The sequence below is a fragment of the Nonomuraea sp. 3N208 genome, assembly GCF_052245935.1.
GTDB lineage: Bacteria > Actinomycetota > Actinomycetes > Streptosporangiales > Streptosporangiaceae > Nonomuraea.
The window spans coordinates 22,449-41,639 of record NZ_JBQQBR010000040.1; the positions used below are offsets into that span (position 1 = coordinate 22,449).

At 68.5% G+C, this 19,191-nt stretch carries 15 protein-coding genes and 1 pseudogene; 7 read left to right on the plus strand and 9 right to left on the minus strand.

The features are described from left to right. Window positions 1-11: 11 nt before the first annotated feature. Together ACTWPT_RS44595 and ACTWPT_RS44600 are read right to left on the minus strand one after the other, a co-directional pair. Window positions 12-528: pseudogene (locus ACTWPT_RS44595) on the minus strand (aminoglycoside phosphotransferase family protein); the annotation flags it as partial. A 15-nt stretch (window positions 529-543) separates the two neighbouring features. Continuing rightward, window positions 544-4,005 (minus strand): protein kinase domain-containing protein, encoded by a 3,462-nt coding sequence (locus ACTWPT_RS44600; RefSeq protein WP_443183603.1) that lies wholly within the window; start codon window positions 4,003-4,005, stop codon window positions 544-546. A 934-nt stretch (window positions 4,006-4,939) separates the two neighbouring features. On the opposite strand from ACTWPT_RS44600, the gene ACTWPT_RS44605 reads away from it, so the two are divergent. From ACTWPT_RS44605 to ACTWPT_RS44615, 3 genes are read left to right on the plus strand one after another with little or no spacing between them, the layout of a single operon-like run. After that, window positions 4,940-5,269 carry a hypothetical protein gene (locus ACTWPT_RS44605; RefSeq protein ID WP_443183604.1) on the plus strand — a complete coding sequence of 110 codons (330 nt, stop codon included), beginning with the start codon at window positions 4,940-4,942 and terminating at the stop codon, window positions 5,267-5,269. A gap of 20 nt (window positions 5,270-5,289) precedes the next feature. Further along, window positions 5,290-6,807, plus strand: a complete 1,518-nt coding sequence (locus ACTWPT_RS44610) for a WXG100-like domain-containing protein (RefSeq protein WP_443183605.1) — start codon at window positions 5,290-5,292, stop codon at window positions 6,805-6,807. Continuing rightward, window positions 6,804-7,475, plus strand: coding sequence for a hypothetical protein (locus ACTWPT_RS44615; protein WP_443183606.1), 672 nt, complete (start codon window positions 6,804-6,806; stop codon window positions 7,473-7,475). Before ACTWPT_RS44610 ends, ACTWPT_RS44615 begins: the two co-directional genes overlap by 4 nt. Here ACTWPT_RS44615 and ACTWPT_RS44620 read toward each other — a convergent pair. The 4 genes from ACTWPT_RS44620 to ACTWPT_RS44635 form a co-directional block, all read right to left on the minus strand. Further along, window positions 7,414-7,605, minus strand: coding sequence for a hypothetical protein (locus ACTWPT_RS44620; protein WP_443183680.1), 192 nt, complete (start codon window positions 7,603-7,605; stop codon window positions 7,414-7,416). The genes ACTWPT_RS44615 and ACTWPT_RS44620 overlap by 62 nt on opposite strands. A 72-nt stretch (window positions 7,606-7,677) precedes the next feature. Then, window positions 7,678-7,878, minus strand: coding sequence for a hypothetical protein (locus tag ACTWPT_RS44625; RefSeq protein ID WP_443183607.1), 201 nt, complete (start codon window positions 7,876-7,878; stop codon window positions 7,678-7,680). 213 nt (window positions 7,879-8,091) lie between these two features. Then, window positions 8,092-8,880, minus strand: a complete 789-nt coding sequence (locus ACTWPT_RS44630; RefSeq protein WP_443183608.1) for an MBL fold metallo-hydrolase — start codon at window positions 8,878-8,880, stop codon at window positions 8,092-8,094. Further along, a complete protein-coding gene (locus tag ACTWPT_RS44635; RefSeq protein ID WP_443183609.1) occupies window positions 8,871-9,479 on the minus strand; it encodes a saccharopine dehydrogenase NADP-binding domain-containing protein in 609 nt (202 codons plus the stop codon). The genes ACTWPT_RS44630 and ACTWPT_RS44635 overlap by 10 nt, the downstream gene beginning before the upstream one ends. A gap of 229 nt (window positions 9,480-9,708) precedes the next feature. On the opposite strand from ACTWPT_RS44635, the gene ACTWPT_RS44640 reads away from it, so the two are divergent. Next, a complete protein-coding gene (locus tag ACTWPT_RS44640; protein WP_443183610.1) occupies window positions 9,709-10,350 on the plus strand; it encodes a TetR/AcrR family transcriptional regulator in 642 nt (213 codons plus the stop codon). Window positions 10,351-10,734: 384 nt separating this feature from the next. Here the strand turns inward: ACTWPT_RS44640 and ACTWPT_RS44645 are convergent, their stop codons facing one another. Further along, window positions 10,735-11,772, minus strand: coding sequence for a Gfo/Idh/MocA family protein (locus tag ACTWPT_RS44645; RefSeq protein WP_443183611.1), 1,038 nt, complete (start codon window positions 11,770-11,772; stop codon window positions 10,735-10,737). 498 nt (window positions 11,773-12,270) lie between these two features. Here ACTWPT_RS44645 and ACTWPT_RS44650 point away from each other — a divergent pair, with 498 nt between their 5' ends. Next, a complete protein-coding gene (locus tag ACTWPT_RS44650) occupies window positions 12,271-12,654 on the plus strand; it encodes a nuclear transport factor 2 family protein (protein WP_443183612.1) in 384 nt (127 codons plus the stop codon). Further along, window positions 12,641-14,284, plus strand: coding sequence for an amidohydrolase (locus ACTWPT_RS44655; RefSeq protein WP_443183613.1), 1,644 nt, complete (start codon window positions 12,641-12,643; stop codon window positions 14,282-14,284). The genes ACTWPT_RS44650 and ACTWPT_RS44655 overlap by 14 nt, the downstream gene beginning before the upstream one ends. Window positions 14,285-14,309: 25 nt before the next feature. Here the strand turns inward: ACTWPT_RS44655 and ACTWPT_RS44660 are convergent, their stop codons facing one another. Then, window positions 14,310-15,785, minus strand: a complete 1,476-nt coding sequence (locus ACTWPT_RS44660) for an amidase family protein (protein ID WP_443183614.1) — start codon at window positions 15,783-15,785, stop codon at window positions 14,310-14,312. 142 nt (window positions 15,786-15,927) lie between these two features. On the opposite strand from ACTWPT_RS44660, the gene ACTWPT_RS44665 reads away from it, so the two are divergent. Next, the gene (locus tag ACTWPT_RS44665) at window positions 15,928-17,361 is read left to right on the plus strand and encodes an alpha/beta hydrolase domain-containing protein (RefSeq protein WP_443183615.1); all 1,434 of its coding nucleotides are present in this window, start codon (window positions 15,928-15,930) and stop codon (window positions 17,359-17,361) included. A gap of 34 nt (window positions 17,362-17,395) precedes the next feature. On the opposite strand, the gene ACTWPT_RS44670 is transcribed toward ACTWPT_RS44665, so the two are convergent. Next, the gene (locus ACTWPT_RS44670) at window positions 17,396-19,045 is read right to left on the minus strand and encodes an ABC transporter substrate-binding protein (protein WP_443183616.1); all 1,650 of its coding nucleotides are present in this window, start codon (window positions 19,043-19,045) and stop codon (window positions 17,396-17,398) included. Between the last annotated feature and the right edge of the window lie 146 nt (window positions 19,046-19,191).

A 19,191-nucleotide genomic window follows, 5' to 3' on the forward strand; every position in this document is an offset into this window, starting at 1 on the left:
GGGGGATGAATTCAGCGGTAGCCGGTCAGACCGTCCGCCAGTTGTTCTTCGTCGCCGTCCCGGTGCGCGGATAGAGCCTGCTGCAGGGCGAAGGTTGTGCGAATGATGGCGATGCGGGTGGCCATCGTGCTGTCCGACCAGCCGCCAAGCGTGAGTACCCGATTCAAGAAATGCGTGCCGTAGCTGGCGTCAACGGCCGCCAGGTCCTCGGCGGGGTCACCGATCGTGACCTCATCCCAATCGATCACCCCGCCTGAGCACTGGCAGTCCGTCCTTGCGCTCCCAGAGGACGTTCTCGGCGCCGAGATCACCGTGGACCACCGCATCGGTGATGTGGGGAAGGCTGTCGAGCGCCGCGAGCTCTCGCTCGGCTCGTTGGCGCCCGCCATCGAACATGAGCCCGAATAACTCGGTGCGGACGTCGGCTGCGAACTGCCGCCACCGATCTTCTTGTGGTGCTGGCAGGGCCGCTCGCACCTTCTCCTCAGCGCCGATCCTGGCCAGTTCGGTAAGTAGCGCGACGTACTGCGCGGGCCGCCTGGCTCAGGACGGCACGCACACCGTCTGGAAGGGCTCGCCGGGTAGGTACTGCTCCCATTCCTGGGCGCTGAGCGTACGGCCGGCGCGAGCGCAAGCGGCGGCCACCAGGTCCGCGGGTTCGGCCACGCCCCACACCCGGAACGTGTCGTCATCGCTCACCGTAGCCAGCACGCCGTCGCCGAACGCCACCACGGAGACCCTGCTGCGGCCGGGAAGAGCGGCGCCGACCTGTTCGTGCGTGGCCACGTCCCACAGCCGGACGCTCTTGTCGTCGCTCGCGGTGGCGAGGGTGGCGCCGTCGGCGTTGAAGGCCACCGCGGTGATCACGCCGGAGTGCCCGCCCAGGTCCCGGCCGAGCTGCTTGCGGGAGGCCAGGTCGATCAGCCGCGTTCCCGCGGTGCCGGCCACGGCCAGGGTCCTGACGTCCGGGGAGAAGGCGACGCTTCTCGCCCTGGTGATGGGCGGGCCGGCCTTGACCTGGGTGGACAACTCCCACAGCTGGGCGTTCTCCCCGATGTCCACCATGGTCAGGTATCTGCCGTCGGGGCTGATGACCAGCTGCATGATGTTCTCGGTGCGGACGATCCGGCCGATCCGGCGATGGGTGCGCGTGTCAAAGAGCCACACCTCGGGCTTCGAACCGGTCCGCGGGTCCGGTGTGAGCGCGATGGCCAGGACCCGCCCGTCCGGGCTGTAGGCCGCCGATACGATGACGTGGCTGGGAGTTCTCACCGAGCTCACCTGGCGTCGGCTGGCGACATCCCACCAGGTCAGCTCGGATTCCAGCCCGATCGCCAGCGTGTCACCGTCCGGGCTCCGCACCGCGGTGTTGATGTGCTGCCCCGGCGTGATGGTGAAGATCGGCTTTCGTGAGCCGAGGCCCCAGAGCGTGACCTGCCGCGCGTCGGAAGTCAGGATGTTCCGTCGATCCCGGCCGAACGTCGCAGCGCGCGCGGTGGCGCCCGTCGTGGGCAGGGGCGGTCCCAGCTGCCGGTGTGTGAACGGGCTCCACAGCCACAGCCCATCGACGCCGCCGGTGGCCAGCAGTCTCCCGTCGGGGCTGAAGGCCACGCTGTACAGGGCGATCGTGTGACCGGAGAGCCTGGGACCGAGCTCCTGGCGCGTGGCCACATTCCACAGCCGGGCTCGGCCGCCGTCGCTCGTGGCCGCCAGGACTGCGCCGTCCGGGCTGAAGGCCACTCGGATGCCGACGATCTGCCTGTTCATGAGCGGCTTGCCGATCGGCCGCCACGTGGCGACGTCCCACAGGCGCAACGCGTGGCTGCCGGTGACCAGCAGCTTCCCATCAGGGCTGAAGGCGACGTGGCTGGTACCGGCGGGATTGAAGTGCGCTTCGAGCGAGGCGACCTGCCTGCGCGAGGCCACCTCCCAAACCCGGGCCTCGGTGTCGCGGGAGGAGTGGGTCGCCAGCAGCCTCCCGTCCGGGCTGAAGGCGACGGCGTTGGCTCCGGGGAGCGCATCACCGACCTGTTCGCGCGTGGCCACATCCCACACCCGCACCCTGTCGCCGCCCGTGGCCAGGAGCTTGCCGTCCGGGCTGAACGCCACGGTGCCGCGGCCCCGAAGCGGCTCCCCGAGCTGCTCGCGCGTGGCGACGTCCCAGATCCGCACGTCCTCGGCAACCGCCGCGACGAGCCGGCCGTCGCGGCTGAACACCACCTCGGTGACCATCTGCTTCTGGCCGGTCAGGGAGCCGGTCGGACGGTGAGTGACGGGGTCGCGGAGTGTCACGACGCCCTCGTCCCCGTTGGTCGCGAGGACCTTGCCGTCGGGGCTGAAGGCCAGCGCGATCGCCGGGCCGGGCCGAGCGTGAACGGCGGGCGCGGCGAGCGCGTTACGGAGGCTGTGGCGGGCCTCCTTGGTCTGCGCCAGCCGCCAGGCCGCGACCGCCAGCAGGTGCCCGACCGTTGGCTCGGTGCCGACGAGCCGGACGCTCTGCATCGCCAGTTGCCTGGACAACGCCTGCCGCTTCTGTGCCTCCGCCCGCTGTCGCTCCCTGTTGGCGTCGCCCGCGGCGTTCACGGCCGAGACCGCGCCGGCGAGAGCGACGACGAGCAACGTGACCAGCGTGACCAGCGCGCCTCGCCGTAGCCTCCTGGACCGGATCAGCGCCCGGCGGCTGGAGTCGAGGAAGTCACGCTCCAGCCTGGTGAGCGTCATATGGCGGCGCTCGGCGACAGCCCAGCTCTCGACCGCCTGCAGCCGGCTGCCGCGCAGCAGGTCGCCGTCGCCGCGACGGTTGTCATCCCAGTGGCGGGCGGCCTGGCCGAGCTGTGCGACGACCGCCAGGCCCGCCTTCTCCTCGTTCACCCAGCCGCGTAGGCGAGGCCACGCGCGCAGGACGGCGGGGCGGGTCAGGACCATCTGGCCGTCACGCTCGGAGAGCACGTAGGAGAACGCCCGGAGGATCTCCTTCAGGTCCTGCCCGCCGTACTCCAGCTCGGCCACGGGGACCGGGCGGGTCGTCTCCATGTCGTACTCGTCGAGGGTGAGCAGCCGTAGGAACACTCCGGGCACCAGTCGCCGCTGCGCCTCCGGGAGTGCGGCGTAGGCGTCCTCGGCGATCGTCCCTAACCCCGGATCCCGGCCCTCGTCCGAGGCGATCTGCCGCGCCCGCTCACTGCCCGCACGCAACAGCCCGGCCGCCTCGCCGTTCCCGCTGACCAGGGCGAGCAGCAACTCCCGGGCCGTCGGCCGCGACTCCGGCTCCTTGGCCAGCGCCGCCGCCACCAGCGGGCGCAGCACGGGCGGCAACCCGCCCACGTCGGGTATGGCCGACAGGACCTGGTGGATCACCGCAGCGGCGTTGTCCCCGGGGAAGGCTTCCCTTCCCTGCGCGGCGAAGAGCACCACAGCGCCCCACGCGAACACGTCGCCCGGCGCGCCCGCCCGCCGCCCGCTGAACGACTCGGGCGCCATGTAGGCGGGTGTGCCGGCGGTGAGCCCGGTGGACGTCAGCGACATCTCCTCGGTGCGCGCGATACCGAAGTCGATCACCCGTGGGCCGTCCGGACCGAGCAGGACGTTGTCGGGCTTCAGATCGCGGTGGATCACCCCAGCCTCGTGAACGGCGGCCAGCGCGGTGGCGATCGCCGTGGCCAGCCGGTGCAGGTCATCCCCCGCGAACGATCGCCCATCCCGTACGGCTGTGCGCAGGCTGGGCCCGCTGACGTACTCACTGACGATGTACGGCCGCGGGCCCGCCAGATCGGCGTCCAAGACCCGAGCCGTACAGAAAGAGGCCACCCTTCGCGCGGCCTCGACCTCCCGGGCGAACCGGTCCAGCTGCGTGCGGCCGCCGTCCGCGTGCAGGAGCTTGAGCGCCACCCGAGCACCCTCACCGTCGTAAGCCTCGTAAACGACGCCCTGGCCTCCCTGCCCCAGGCGGCCGGCCAGCCAGTAGCCGCCGATCGTGTGCGGGTCCTCTCCCAGCAACGCACTCATGATCGATGAGACGCGCACATGCGGCGAATGGTTCGGCCGCCCGCCTGGCCGATCCTCACCTGTCGTCGAGCTGCGTGGGGTGTTACGTGCTGATCCGTTGTGGGGCGGAGTCGTTCTGCCGCGGTGCACTGTGCTGCTACAAGCGATTCATCCGGCTCACCACATAGGACACGGTCTAAGGGCGCCTGGAGGGATGGCCCGTACATGGCTTACCTGAGCTGCCCGCGTGACATGCCCTACCTGTTCAGCGTGAAATACCAGCGCAGCGGCGTCCCTATCACATAACTGACCGGCATCACCGACGCCGAACGCGAGCGGCTGCGCACCCAGCGACGCGCCCGCTGCGAACCGGTCGACGACCTGGAGGACTGTACCGGCTGGCCGCCGGTACCGCGCGCTTACGTCGCGGACCGATACCTTCCGGCCCACATCGCCCGCCGCATCCCCACTTGTCATTCGCACCCCGGAGGTGCCTTCAGCCAACCGGCCGTCTCAGGCCCTTGCGCGTCCCACCAACCGAGAACGCTTCAGCCCTGACCCGTGACCGATCAAGGTGCAGGAGTGCGTGCATTCATCGGCAGACGTTCTGCAACAATTCCTTTTGGATTTACCCTGTAAACATCGTTGCTTCGCATATTTGTGATTGACAGCATCGTTACATGCAACGCAACTCTGCAGTGCACCGAAGATCGGGGATCACCCGGAGCGACCGGCACAATTCGGCCCCGCCCATTACAATGAGTCCCCAGCGTGCGCTGGAGGCGGCGGTGAGCAGCGGCGGCGCCTGCGGCATCACCACCAAGGTATGTCGATCGCTTCACCGGTCACAGACGTGGCGTGGCCGATGGGACGGCGGTAGGCTGTTCCGACGTTTGTCATTCACCTCGAGAAAAGCGCCATGTTCCCATTCGTCGCCGCATTTTAAGATATACCCATGGAAGTAAACATGAGCTTATCTGAGGTCCTGTACACGCATGGCGCCATCAAGCGGAAGGCCAGGGCTATCTGCGATGTAGCCGACGACCTCCGCATCTCCCGTCGTGACTGGAAAGAGGTGCTCGAAACGCCTGAGGATGAATTCAAGCTCACTGATCCCGCCGCAGCGGTCGTCGCCGTGCGCGACGTCTGGGAGAAAGAGATCGGCGTTTATATCGAGGTGCTCGAACAGTGGTGCCTGGCGACGCATGCGTCAGCCCAAGGGTTCAAGTCGGTCGATGATTACATAGCCGCCCGGAAGCCGTACGCCTCGGGTGGCGGTACATGACCTCGGACGACTACCTGCAGGTGACGACCGCGATCAACCGGCTCAAGCAGGTCGCCAGCTTTCTCACGTCGATATCCAACCCGGTCACGATGATCGGCGAGATCGTCAGTGCCATATGTACGGTGACCTCGCTATTCCGGGATGTGCCGGGGAATCCGGACGGCATCGACGAGCTGGGCAAGGCCTTCCGCAAGATGGCGACCGCCCTGGACGCGGCCGGCACCGATATCGACCATACGAGGTCGTCGGTCCCATCGGTGTGGAAGGGCGACGCCGCCACGGAGGCGCTCGCCGCACTCATAGCGACCGACGACCTGCTGCAGACCGCCGCACCGGCCATGCGCAAGGCCGACACGTTGCTGCAGGAGTACGCCGACGAGGTCCGCAGGCTGAAGAAGGAGCTGGGCCATCACCGGCAACGCCTGAGCGAGGCATTGGGCCAGCTCGACAGCGCTCAGGACCTCTTGCGCAATGTCTGGGACAGCGTATGGCCGCTCGACGATGACGGCGGCATCGTCGAGGAGGTCCGCAAGGCCATCGGGGCGATTTACGGCGGCGTCGAGGTTTTCGAGGAACTCTGGGCCGCGTCGGACGCACTGCAGCGCGGGTTGCGTGACGTACAGGGCAAGGCGCGCGCAGGCGCAGTCCGGTCGCGCCACGTGGACGCCTTCGACGCGGTCCTCCTGGCGAACGCGGGCATCGACGGCATCGCACAGGAAGAGGGCGGCATCCTCACTACGACGCAGCTGGCCCAGGCGGCGGCGAAGATGGACGCTCTGTCGGAGGCGGATCGCGCTCGCATGCAGGGGCTTCTCGACGGCGCGGGCTCTGAGGCGGAGCGGGCCTATCTGATGAAGGCGCTCGCGGCCGGGCACTCGATCGATGACATCACCACATTCGCCACGGTCATTCACGGCAAGAGCGAAATCTGGCTACGCGAGCACCTCAGCCTGGTCGACCCGAACGGCAGCGGGACGGTCTCCGTCAACGGCGTCGAGCTGGAGCAGCAGAATCAGACGACCTGCGGCTCGACTGCGATCATGGTGGCGCGCGCCATGAACGACCCGTTGTACGCACTGAGCCTGACCACAGATGAAAACGGCAACTCGCTGTCGCCCACCGAACTCCGGGAAAAGTTCACCGCTGAGCAGAACCGCATCCACGATTCCACCAACACTGTGTGGCCGCAGAGCTTGGGCACCAGCCCATGGGGGCTGACCGACGAGATGAACCAGCACGCCGACTCCTTCGGCGCGAAATACGATTGGCGGCTCGTCGACGACACCTCGGCCGGTTCGGTCAATCCCGCACTCAACGATGCCGTCGGCGCGGTGGACGCGGGCCACACGGTGCCGGTCCTCATCGGGGACTCCTACCCTGCCCACTATGTGTTGCTCGTCGGCCACGAGGACGATGACTTGATCTTCTACAACCCGTTGACCGCGGAGATGGTCCGCGTCAGCGAGGATGACTTCCGCAACGGCAATGTCTCGGGGCTGGGCTACACACACGTGCAGGGCGTGGTGACGCCCAAATGACCCGACGATTCCTGCTGGCGTCGATCTGCTTGTTGCTGAGCGGGTGTTTCGCCTCGAGCGCCACCACGCAAGCCGATCATGAGCAGCTCGAGGTCATGCTGTCACAGCCCTTCGTCCGTGAAGCCATCAAAAAGCCGGCCGCTAGGGCTGCGTTCCGGAAGTCGGACAAGCTGCCTGCTACCCGTGGCGTGGTGACGGTGGTCTTGGCCGACCAGCCGGCCGCGGCTCCGGCTGACGATGCGCGGCAATGGGCCGTGAAAGGCATGCGAAAACTGCGTGACAGCGGCTGGACGGTCTACGCCACCGTCTGCTTGCCACCTCGCATGTCCGATGATCCCAACCCGCCTCAGGACGGCGCCTGGGACACGTGGTCATTCGCCGCACACGCGTACAAGATTGTCGACGGGGTGTCGTACTTCGCCATCGCGGAAGGGCTCGGGCAGTTGTCCGGCAACGTCGAGATGTCCATCGAGATGCGCGCACCGAGCTCGCACGAGCCGGTTTCCGATCTGTTGCCCGAGCGGCCACCGCCACTACCGGCGGGGGCGAGTTGCGTGGAAGCCGGGAGCTTGCCGACCAAGAAGGTCGCCAACGGCACCGGAGTGATCATCGGCGAGAGCGGGCGCGATCAAGCTGGCAAGGAACCGCAGAACGACAACGTGCGCTGATCAGCTCCAGCTTGTCGAGCTGCTTCTTACCGAGGGCGGGGCCGATGTAGAGACGGCAGAACGTCTCATAGGTCGCGGCCGTCGCAGGAGCTAGGTTCGGCTCCACGACTTCGCGTAGCCAGTAGGACAGATAGTCCGTCGTCTCGGGGACTTGGTCGCGACAGGACCCTTGCGGGCTTGCTCATGAAGCCGGAGCCACTTCTCATGGGTCTTCGCGTGTCTTGCCGTAGCACCACTTGCGGGTCTTCTTGCCCTCTGGAGTGACGACCCAGACGTAGCCCGCCCAGCCATCCTTGCAGGGGAAGATCGCATCAAGGCAGCCCGCCACTGGCGCGCTGCCGCGCGTTGGGCGGCTGCCGGCCGCGCTGCTGCTCTTCGGCCGGTCGCGGCTGGCGACCGCCACGCGTCGCATGCCAGAGGCAAAACTGGTTCCGGAGCCGTCCACCACTGGCGTAGATCGACTTCGGAGCTTCTCCGGAGTCGGCAGTCCGCTTGAACGCCTCGCCGGAGTGCTCGGCGTCGCGCTCAGCGGCTGCTGATCGCGTTGGGCAATCAGCTCGCCGAGAAGCGGCGTCGATATTCAGGCGAGCCGACCCCTCGGCGCTCTAAATTGGCATCACCCGCTGACATTGAGAGATGGCCAGGCGAGCCGATAGGGCTCACCGGGCGGCAGCCAGTGCAGACGGTCGGCGAGCCCGGCGTCGGCGAATGTGCCGGAGATTCGCCCGGGGTCCTCGTTGAAGTGCTCCCATGAGTCGAAGTGCACTGGGACGACCGTCGCGGCGTCCAGTGATCGCGCGAGTCGGGCGCCTTCGGAGCTGTCCAAGGTGAAGGAGAAGTCGCCGAGGGCAGGGACGCGGGCATCACCGAGGTGTAGGAAGGCGGTGCCGATGGTGAAGCGCTCGCCGATCCGGTCGAGCTCGTCGTAGTAGACGGTGTCACCGGAGACGTACAGGGCGGCCGATGCCCCCGGAATCTCCAGCACGAATCCGATCACGTCACCGGCGAACGGTTCAATCCCTTCGGGGCCGTGCCGCGCCGGGGTCGCGGTGACCCGGGCGGTTTGGCGGCCACCGGAGAGCTCGCAACTCTGCCAGGGGTCAAGGCCGACGGCTCCGGGGATCCGGGTCGCGCCCGAGCCCGTGGTGATCACGGTGCCCGTCGAGGCGAGCAGCGCCCGCCCGGCATGGTCGAGGTTGTCCGGGTGCTGGTCGTGGCTGAGCAGCACCACGTCGACAGGGGGAAGGTCGGCGGCGCCGACGGCGGGATCCTTCGTGCGGCGCACCGGGACGGGATAGTCGTAGACCGTGCCGGCTGGGTCGAGCGCCGGGTCGGTCAGGACGGTCAGGTCGCCGATCCGCAGCAAGACCGTGGCGGTGCCGATATAGGTGGCGGTTACGTCCATGTGTCCTGTTCCGTGCCGAGGAGACCGGCCAGCCGGTGCCGGTCGGGTTTGCCGATCGGGGTCAGCGGGATGTATTCGACGAGGTACACCTCGTCGACCGTTTTCGCGTCGGTCAGGTGGGCGGCGCACCAGGCTCTGAGTTCGTCTCGGCTGAGGTCGCCGGTGGCCTCCACCTCGTCGTACCGTCCGGCCAGGCAGAGCGCTACGGCGTTGACGATCCCGGGACTGAAGCCGGCACCTGTCACCACCGGCGTCCCAGCGTCCCGGGCAGCGTCATGGAGGGCGAGGATGGCCTCGGTGACGTCTGCGTCGTCGCACACATCGAGGTATGGCACACCCGCCGCCAGCGCGGCGGCGACGCGGTCGCCGTACCGGTAGTACGGACCCACCGCGTGCACCACCAGGTCGCTGTCCTCCAGCGTCTGCCGCACGGCTGCCTCGTCGGTCACTTCGCACCGCACGAACGCGCCCGCCTCCGCGGGAGGACGCAGGTCGGCCACGGTCACACTAGCGCCGCAACGGGCCAGGCCCGCGACGATCTCCTGGCCGATCCGGCCAGAGCCTCCAAGACCACTACCCGCCCCATCGTTCCCCTTCATTCGCGGCCGGCGACGACCGAGCCGAACATTCGGGCAAACGCGGCACTCGTACGGCGGCGACACCGCGTCGACGACGGGGGCGAGCACCACGCACGCGCTGACCCACCCAGTCCCGAGGCCTCAACTTATCCCTAACGTCATTAGGGAGAATCTATGTGGTCCCACCCCACACCTGTCAAGGTCGTGTCCGTGCAAGGGACGGCTTGGGCCGCTTGGTAACATCCGCCCTATGGCTCCCGCGTCCGGTCTCGACCGGAAAATCGGAGACCCGGGCACCCGCGCCGAGATCCTGAAGCATGCCGCCGCCCTGTTCGTAGAGCGCGGCTACGCCAGGACCAGCGTCAAAGCCATCGCCGAACGCGTGGGGATCGCAGCCCCGTCGATCTACTGGTTCTACGAGAACAAGCAGGCGATCCTGGTCGAATTCCTGCGCAACTGCCTCGAGGACTTCCTCCAGACCATGCAAGTCCAGGTACACGGCAACACACCCGCGGAGCGGCTCACGTCCTACATCACCGCGCATGTACGGGCGCAACTCACCGACCGAACGCGCGCCGCCAGCTACGACGCGCTGCGCACCACCGGCTACCGCGACAACCTCAGCCCGGCCCAGCGCGCCGAACTGGCTGAACTGCAGAACAGGATCGTGGACATCCCGCGGGGGATCATCGCAGCCGGCCGAGATAGTGGGGACTTCCAGGTGACCGACGTGACAGTCGCCACCTACGCGCTGGTCACCATGGCCGACACCGTGTACCAGTGGTACGACCCAGGCGGCAGCCTCACCGCCGACGAGATCGCCCACCAGTACGCCGAGCTGGCGTTGCGTTCACTAACGGTAGGCCAGCTCTCTTCTGTTCTGCGGGACTGACTCCCCAAGGCTTTCCGCATGCGAGATCCTCGCTTAGAAGCTGGTGAACACAGCCGCGGGAGGATGTCCGGCCAGGCGGCTAGCGTGCGCTCTACCCGTACGCGGGCACGCCGCCGGCGGTGTGCCCACCAGGGCACGGCCAGTACGAGCGAGCCGATGCCCAGGACGGCGGGTAGGGGCGTGGTGAACGGCCCCAGGCAGGCGGCCAGCGTGAGCCATGCTCCGGCGAACGCTGTGGTGAAGGCGGCATACCCGCGCTCGATTGGGCGGGGAAGGTTGACCCATCGGCCACCGATGGCCAGCGCGGCGGCCATCCCGATCGTGCTGATCAGAAGGGTGGGCCACCATTCGGGGAACCAGAGACGCAGGCGGCCGGGACTCCCGCTACGGCAGGCGCACGACCTGACCGCTCGCCGCGCCGGCGCGGGCGGCGTCCAGGACGGTGGCGGTCGCCACCGCGTCCCACGGGTCAACGGGAACCGGCCGGGTGCCGCGGACCGCGCCGGCGAACGCCGGGTAGAACGTGTCCCACGCACCACGCGTGGAGGGCACGCGCTCGACGCGGTCGCCGCGCTGCACCCTGCCCCATCGTTCCTCCGGCTCGGCTCCCCAGCGGTCGCCCAGTGACGCGGGCGTCGCCCCGCTGATCAGCAGGCCCTCCTGCCCGTCCATGGGTCCGTCGACAACGTACGTGCCGGAGGTCCCCGCCGCGCGGAAGCGGGGGCCCGGCGCGCCCTGCCGCCAGCTCCCCCAGATGTGGGACCGGGCGCCGTTCCGGTGCGTCAGTGCGACGAAGACGTCGTCGTCGAGCCCATCCTCGCCGTCGCGGCGGTGCACCTCCGCGTAGACCTGTTCGACCGGTCCTGACAGCACCAGCGCCTGGTCGACCAGGTGGCTGCCGAAGTCGCGCAGGGTGCCGCCGCCGGCGGCCGGCGGGCCGGGTTCGGGGGCGAACCTCTCGAACCGGGACTCGAAGCGCGTGAGCGTGCCGAGCGCCCCGGAGTCGATCAGCTTCCGCAGCGTCAGGAAGTCGGAGTCCCAACGCCGGTTCTGGTAGACCGTCAGCGTCACGCCGAGCCGCTCGGCCAGCTCCACGGCTTCCCGTGCGGCGTCGGCGTCGAGCGCGAACGGCTTGTCGCACACCACCGCGAGTCCGAGGCCGAGGGCTTGGCGCACCAGCGGCATGTGGGTGTCCGCCGGCGTCGAGATCGCCACCGCCTCGGCGCCGGCCACGGCCAGTTCCTCGAGCGAGGCGTACGTCGGCAGGCCGAGCTCCTTGCCGACCTGTTCGCGGCGCTCGGGTGAGTTCCTGGTGACCACGCCCAGGAACTCGCACTCCGGGGCGGAGGCGAGCAGCGGCGCGTGGAAGTACCGGCCACCGAAGCCGTAGCCCACCAGTCCCATACGCAACGGTGTGATCACGAGTTGTCTTCCTCTCAGCCGCGTCCAGGGCCGGTCACGCTGTCACCGGCAGTGCCATCCTTCCCGGGCAGAGGCGCCAACCGCTACCAGGCCGCGGACGCGATCACCCGGCGAGCGCCTTTCGCACGTGCGGTCCGCCGCCGGCGGGGGACGAGTTCCTCCGCGAAGTCACGGCTAGCTCTTCCTCCCACTTGATGTCCAGGCCATATTCGCGAGCGCATAGGTCCACGTCGGTGACAGTTGTCGCAAGGGACAGCTGCCGGCCACACGCCGAGCCTCGCGCGTGGCCGGCCGGCGTGTGGGGGCTGGGACGTGCGTCCCATGCTCCGGACTGCCAGCCGTGCGGCGTCATCGAAGCTCCGGTGGGGCATGCGGGCGCGGAGAGGCCGACCGGCCATGAGGTGATTCCACCAGACAGAAAGCGCCCGCGTGGGTGCCGGCCGGTTACTGGCGATGTGGCGTAATACCGCAAGTGGCCGATGAGAGGAAGGCTCACGGGTGAGCGAACCGCGTGATCTGAAGGCCCTGTACCGCCGCTATGTGGCGGCATTCAACGCGCACGACTTCGACGAACTCGAGACCTACCTATCGCCCGAGCTCGTCTTCGACTGGGGTTCTGTCATGCCGGCGATGCGGGGGCGGGCTGCCATGTTCGCCTTCTATCGCGAGGCGTGGACCTACTTCGACGAGGAGATCTCAGCGAGCGACATCGAGTTCGACGGCAACAGACTGAGCGCCACCATCACGACGGAGATTCGGGTCTTCCGCGATTGGCCGGAATGCCCGATCGGGCCGATGCAGGCGGGGCCGCCGTACACGGTCTCGGGGCGGGTCGAATACCTCTTCGAGTACGGAAGGATCGCCTACATTGACGCACCCTAGTCTCGTCATCCGTGGCGCGGAGGTCCGCACGCTGAACGCCGGCGTGCCGCGCGCGCAGGCCGTCGCGATCCGCGGCGACCGGATCGTGGCCATCGGCGACGATCACGAGGTGAAGGACTGGATCGGTAAGGGAACGTCGGTCATCGACGCCGAAGGGGCGACGGTCCTGCCCGGTTTTCACGACGCGCATATCCATCCCCTCATCGGCGCCCTCAACGCACTGCGCTGCGACCTCACGTCTGGCGAAAGCGTCGAGGATTATCAGCGCTTGGTTGCGGACTACGCTGAGCGCGTTCCGCAGGGCTGGATCCTCGGTGGTGGCTGGGCCCTCGACAGATTCCCCGACGCCACCAGACTGTGCGGCCTCCTCGATAAGGTGACCGGCGATCGTCCCGCCTTCCTGGTCGAATACTCCCAGCACTTCGCCTGGGTCAACTCGGCGGCCCTCGTCAGAGCCGGGATCACACGGAGCACGCCGGACCCCCCGAGAGGGCGCATCGTACGTGACGCTGACGGCGAACCGACCGGCAGGCTCGATGAGACCGCGATGGAACTCGTGCGTAGCCTGGTTCCCCCGCCGACGAAGAACGAGTTGAAGAACGCTCTCCTCGTCGTGCAGCCGCGGCTCTTCGCGGCTGGGATCACCCGCTGGCACGATGCGGTCGTCGGATATGACCCCCACGACCTGCCCATGCTCGACGCCTACCTCGACGCCGCGTTCGAAGGCGCTCTCCGCGCCACGGTCTCCCTGGCGCTGCGCTGGGACCGGAACCGGGGCCTGGAGCAGATCAACGATCTGGTCAAGGCCCGCGACACCGCTCGAGTGCATCCACTCGTCCGAGTGGGAACGGTCAAGATTTTCCAGGACGGGGTGTGCGAATCCCGTACGGCGGCGCTGTCCAGTCCTTACCTGGCGCGTCGCCCCGGCGCCGAACCAGATCACGGCATCTCCATGCTCGCCCCCGACGCTCTGGCCGAGGCGGTTACCCGGCTGGACGCGAACGGTTTCCAGGTGCACGTGCACGCCATCGGTGATCGCGCGATCACCGAAGCACTCGACGCGATTGAAGCCGCCCGAGAGGTGAACGGGTCGAGGGACGCTCGGCACCAGATCGCCCACGTGACGCTGCTGCGATCAGCGGACATTGCACGCTTCGGCAGGCTCGGCGTCATCGTGAACGCCCAGCCGAGGTGGGCGCACCGCGCGCCGACCGGCGATGATCCGCTGGTCGTACTTGTCGGGGAGGAACGGGCGCGCTGGCAGTACCTGTTCCGGAGCCTGCAGGAGGCCGGAGCGCCGATGGCCGTGGGCAGCGACTGGCCCGTGACGACGTTCGACCCCTTCGAGATCGTGCATGTCGGCGTCAACCGTGCCGAACCCGGTGAGATGGCTCCGCCACTCGACCAGGCGCAGCATCTGGGACTCGACGAGATGCTGTGGCACTACTGCTATGGCTCGGCCTTCGCGAACTTCGCCGAGAACGACGTGGGCACGATCGAGGTCGGCAAGGTCGCCGACCTCGTCCTCCTCGACCGCGACCTGCACGCCGTTCCGGCATCGGACATCGCCGAGGTCTCCGTGCGGGCGACCGTCGTGCGAGGCGAGGTCGTCCATCGCGCCGGCTGCTGAGCGGCGGTTGCTCAGGGCGCGTCGGTCACCCCGCGGGCCGCTGAGTGGACGGGTTCATCGGTGGCCGGGCGAATCCGCCCAGTGTCTGCTCGATCAGCATGGCGGCGCGGATCGTGCTGCGATCCGCGTACCGCCCCGCGATGACCTGCATTCCGACGGGCAGTCCCTGGGAGGTGCGCCCCACGGGCACCGTGGTCGCCGGGAGGAGGGAGACCCCGGGCATCGCGCACCAGCGGGTGAGGTTCGGCCGCCAGGACCGCGCTTTGCCGTCGACCAGGTAGGTCCGTTCCCAGACGGGCTCGCTGTGGTCGTGCGCGAGAGCGGTCGTGAAGACCGTGGGAGTCAGGAGAACGTCGACGTCGGTGAAGAACTCCTCCCACGCCGCCATGATCCGGAGCCTGCGTCGCTGCAGCTCCAGCCACTCGCGATGGGTGAGCTCAAGGGCACGGTGGTGCCAGGCGAGCATCGGGTCGGCTGAACGCTGCGCCGCCAGCTGCCGGCGCAAAGCCTCGAAGTCGCCGGCGCCGATGCCGCCGGTGACATCCGCCATGAACAGGATCTCGAAGAGTTCCTCTGACTCGCTCAAGGTCACGTTCGGCCGCTTCTTGTAGTCGATGCACGCGCCGTCGGCTTCGAGAGCTCGGCAGGCGTCCTCGAGCACCGTCAAGGTCGTGGAAGCGGTGGGCAGGACGTCGTCGTCGAGCCACACGACGGCGCGCAGTTGCCTGTGAGCCGAGAAGCGAGGAGGCGCCAGCGCTGGTCCGCCGCGTCCGGACAGCACAGTGAGCGCGAGATCCAGATCGGCGGCACCTCTCGCCATGGGGCCCGCGGCGGCGATGTCGGGAACGACGAGTTCCGCGCCGGGAGGATCGTCCGGGCTGGGCACGCCGCCCGACACCGGCACGATGCCCCATGTCGGTTTCAGGCCGGTCACGCCGCACCAGCTCGCGGGGATACGGATGGAGCCACCCATGTCCGAGCCCAGTTCCAGGCCGGTCATCCCGGCAGCGAGAGCCGCCGCCGATCCGCCGGACGAGCCGCCTGGGGTGAGGTCGCCGTTCCATGGATTGGCCGTCGTTCCGTGCAACGTGTTGTAGGACTGGCCGTCCTTCGCGAACTCGGGCAGGTTCGTCCGGCCGAAGACGATGGCGCCGGCACGTCGCAGCCGTGCGACCGCTTCGGCGTCCTCGTCCGGCACGTAGTCGCGCAGCGTGGCCGAGCCGTACGTCGACGGCATCCCCGCGACCTTGACGTCGTGCTTGACGGTGATCGGCAGGCCGTGGAGCGGCCCGAAGCGCCGTCCCGACGCCCGTACGGCGTCCGCCAGCCGGGCCTCGGCCCGGGCCCGGTCCACGTCGACGGTGACCACGGCGTTCACCCACGAGTGATCCTCGATCTGGGCGAGGAAGGCCTCGAGGAGCTCCGTGCTGGTGAGCTCGCCCGTGTCCATTGCCGCGAGCAGCTCGACCGCCGTCGCGAAGGTGTCCATCCGATCAGCCATGGCGGCATCATCGCAGGTCATCCTGGCAGCACTGACTGTGATCAAGGCCGTTTCTGCCTGGTGGAACCTGGACGGGGAAGCGGGAGCCGAGGGGCCGGACGCGCCTACGCTACGGAGCTCCGGCTACCAAGGAGTTGCGACCATGAAGTTCCCGTTGCACGACGTGCGTGCCTTGGGCGACGCGGCCTCGGAGGCGTTCTTGTCTCCCGCGCGCTGGCAGGGGTCACAGCTGGAGAATGCGGCGTACAAGATCGAGGAGTTCACCGTCTCGGGCGAGGCGCGCCTCTACACCGACGGCGCCTCGAGACCGCCTCGGCATGGCCGGACGGTCCCGTACACGACCCGGGTGCTCACGATCCGGCCTGTCCGTGACGAGGACTTCAGCGGCGAGGTCCACATCGAACTGCTCAACCCTTCGACCGGGAACGATTTCCCGATGTACTGGCCGGACACGGCCCGCCACATCGTCCGGCGCGGCGTCGCCTATGTCGGTGTGACCTGCAAGGCGGTCACGGCTCACGCGCTGCGCGACATGCCGGGCGGACGCTACTCGGCGCTGTCGTTCCCGCACGACGGTGCGGTCTGGGATCTCATCGGAGCGGTCGCGGCGGCCTGTCGGCGTCCGGAGGCCGCGGGACTGCTGCCTGGGCTCCGCCGGCCCGACCGGACGCTGCTCACCGGCTGGTCGCAGTCGGGCAGCTTCCTGCGCACCTATCTCTCCGAGGGGTTGCACGACCTGCACAGCGAGGAGCTGGCGCAGGGGATCTGCGACGCCTACCTCATCGGGGTGTCCAGCGGCGGTTTCGGCCCGTACGGCTACGTCAACGTGGACCGCGACGGCGAGATCGAGTTCGACGCCAGGCTCCGGCCGGTCACCCCCCTCGCCCAGGTGGCCATGGACGATCCCCGCCGGGTCGTCCGCGGGTCCCGGGTGCCCGTCATCGAGTTCATGAGCCAGGAGGAAGCCGTCTCGCACCTGTGGCACCAGCGCGCCGACAGTGACGTCGCCGGCGACCTGTACCGGTGCTATCAGATTCCCGCGCGAGGGCACGAGAGCGGCCTGCTCGACGATGCCGGCCGGATCGACGACCACCGCGCAGCGGGGTCGGCCCCCGCCGAGGGGTGCCCGAGGCACGCCGCGACGGCGTATCTGCTGGCAGCCGCGATCGACAACCTGATCGCCTGGACGGACGGAACTCCGCCGCCCCGAGCCGATCCGATCAGTATGCGGGTCGCGCCGGGCTTGGAGCGTGATCCGCAGGGCGTGGACTACACGGGCGTTTCCTGCGTCACCAACGAGGCCGGGCATGCGATGGGCGGCGTAAGGTATCTCGACGTCGAGGTGCCGGTTCGCCGCATGGCCGGTGATCCGGACGGTCCGATCGCGATGGGCGCCTGGACCCACACGCCGTTCGACCCGGCCGAACTGCGCCGCCGGTACGGCTCGCCGGAGGAACTGCGTGAGCGGGCCCGGCGCACGGTGGCGAGGCTGGTCGCCGACCGGTGGTACCTGCCTGAGGACGCCGCGGCGGCGGTCGACGAATTCTGCCGGAGTGTCCCGTCACACTGGGGGTGAGGGAGAGGGCGATGCCGGGGCATCGCCCTCGGTCTTACTTGGCCGCACCCAGGTGCGCCGCCCACGGGTAGTACCAGTTGACGAAGGACGCGGGCGCTCCGGTCACCTCGCGGTTCAGGTAAACCGTGCTGGCGACCTCCACGATCGGCAACCAGGGCAGCTGGTCGAACAGCCGCCGGTCCGCCTGGGACAGCACCTGGTCACGAGTGCCGGTGTCCGAGGCCGCCCGCGCACGCTCGATCAGCTCGCTCGCCTGCTGGTCGGTGAACCCGCCGTAGTTCGACGGGTCGTCCGGTGCGCCCCAGATGTGGAACTGCGCGAGCGGGTCGGCGACGGGCAGGTTCCATTGGGATCCGAAGCCGTCGCCGTCGACGGCCTTCCAGCCCTTGGGGTCGCCGAACATTCCGTAGTACTGGCCCAGGGTGATGGGCTTGAAGACCATGTTCAGCCCGATCGCCTTGCCGGCCTCGACCAGCGCCTGCAAGGTCTGGTTCATGGACTCGGTGATGCCTGTGGCGGCCACCAGCACGATGGGCTGTTTTGGCGAGCCGGCCTGCCGCACGAGCTCCTTGGCCTGCTCGAGCTCCGCCGGGCTGCCGCCCGTGCCCTCGCTGCGCGCCGGGGTCACGTCGCCGTAGGCGGTATCCGGCACGAGGCTGCGGGCCGGCAGAGCCGCACCGGAGAAGGCGGTGCCCGCCACGGCCTTCCGGTCGAGGGCCAGGAAGAGGGCCTTGCGGATGCGGACGTCCTGCAAGGGCCCGGGCTTCTTCGACGGGACGAGGTAGAACGTGAGCAGGGTCTTGCCGTAATAGACGTTGCCATGCTCCTCCAACCTGCCGAGCCCGGTGAACGGCGGCTGGAACATGCCCTGCACGGCATCGCCGGTCAGCGCGGTGGTCTGCGTCGCGTCGCCCTGAAGGAACGAGAACACGATCTTCTTGGTCTTCGCGGTGACCCCGCGCCAGTAGGCGTCGTTGCGCTCGATCGTCACGCTGGACCCGGCCTTCCACGAGACGAACCGGTAGGGGCCCGAGCACATGGGGGGATCCTTGGGCGTGCCGAAGGCGGGGTGCGCCTTGGAGTACGCCTTCTCCACGACGGCGCCGGCGGAGGTGGCCAGCAGCTTCTCCAGGAGCAGGTCGGCGTGCCGCAAGGTCAGCGTCACCTCACGCTCGCCGGTCGCCTCGATGCTGGTCACAGCCGAGAAATAGGTGCTCCAGTACGGCACCCCCGTGGGCTTCCACACCCGTGTGAGGCTGTACGCCGCGTCCTCGCCGGTGACCGGTTTTCCGTCCCAGAAACGGGCCTTCGGATCGATCGTGTAAACGAGCTCGGTGCGCTCCTGGTTGGCGGTCAGGCGGGCCAGGCCGTCGCTGATCGAGAAGTCCGGATTGAGCGTCTGCAGGCTCTCGCAGAGGTTGGACAGTACGACGCTTTCGCCGTAGTTGGCCGACTCGGCCGGATCGAGCTTGGCCGGTTCCAGCAGCAGGTTCCAGGAGACGCTGTCGAGGGCGCCCTTCGCGGGCGGCGTGGACGTGATCCATTGCGCCGCGTCGGCGGGTGCGCTCGCCGGGCTCGGCGTCGCGCCCGCGCATCCCGAGACGGTCACCATGCCGGCGGCGATCAGCGCGAGGATCGGCCGCCTCCGCCTGACGACGGGAAGAGTGGATAGCCGGACGTTCATAGCTGCCTTCCTCACTGAAAGGGCCGGGAATTCCCGGAATCTAGGGCGAGGACGAAGCCGATGCCCGAGGCCGACTGCGGCTTTCCGTAGGGCAGAATCTGCCGCTCGCGCAGTTCATATGGGGATGCCGGCTGCCTATGGTACGG

Excerpts from the sequence above, each read along its gene's own strand:
- ACTWPT_RS44600 (WP_443183603.1), bottom strand. The coding sequence starts at position 4,005 with ATGAGTGCGTTGCTGGGAGAGGACCCGCACACGATCGGCGGCTACTGG.
- ACTWPT_RS44605 (WP_443183604.1), top strand. The coding sequence starts at position 4,940 with ATGGAAGTAAACATGAGCTTATCTGAGGTCCTGTACACGCATGGCGCC.
- ACTWPT_RS44615 (WP_443183606.1), top strand. The coding sequence starts at position 6,804 with ATGACCCGACGATTCCTGCTGGCGTCGATCTGCTTGTTGCTGAGCGGG.
- ACTWPT_RS44630 (WP_443183608.1), bottom strand. The coding sequence starts at position 8,880 with ATGGACGTAACCGCCACCTATATCGGCACCGCCACGGTCTTGCTGCGG.
- ACTWPT_RS44635 (WP_443183609.1), bottom strand. The coding sequence starts at position 9,479 with ATGAAGGGGAACGATGGGGCGGGTAGTGGTCTTGGAGGCTCTGGCCGG.
- ACTWPT_RS44640 (WP_443183610.1), top strand. The coding sequence starts at position 9,709 with ATGGCTCCCGCGTCCGGTCTCGACCGGAAAATCGGAGACCCGGGCACC.
- ACTWPT_RS44660 (WP_443183614.1), bottom strand. The coding sequence starts at position 15,785 with ATGGCTGATCGGATGGACACCTTCGCGACGGCGGTCGAGCTGCTCGCG.
- ACTWPT_RS44665 (WP_443183615.1), top strand. The coding sequence starts at position 15,928 with ATGAAGTTCCCGTTGCACGACGTGCGTGCCTTGGGCGACGCGGCCTCG.
- ACTWPT_RS44670 (WP_443183616.1), bottom strand. The coding sequence starts at position 19,045 with ATGAACGTCCGGCTATCCACTCTTCCCGTCGTCAGGCGGAGGCGGCCG.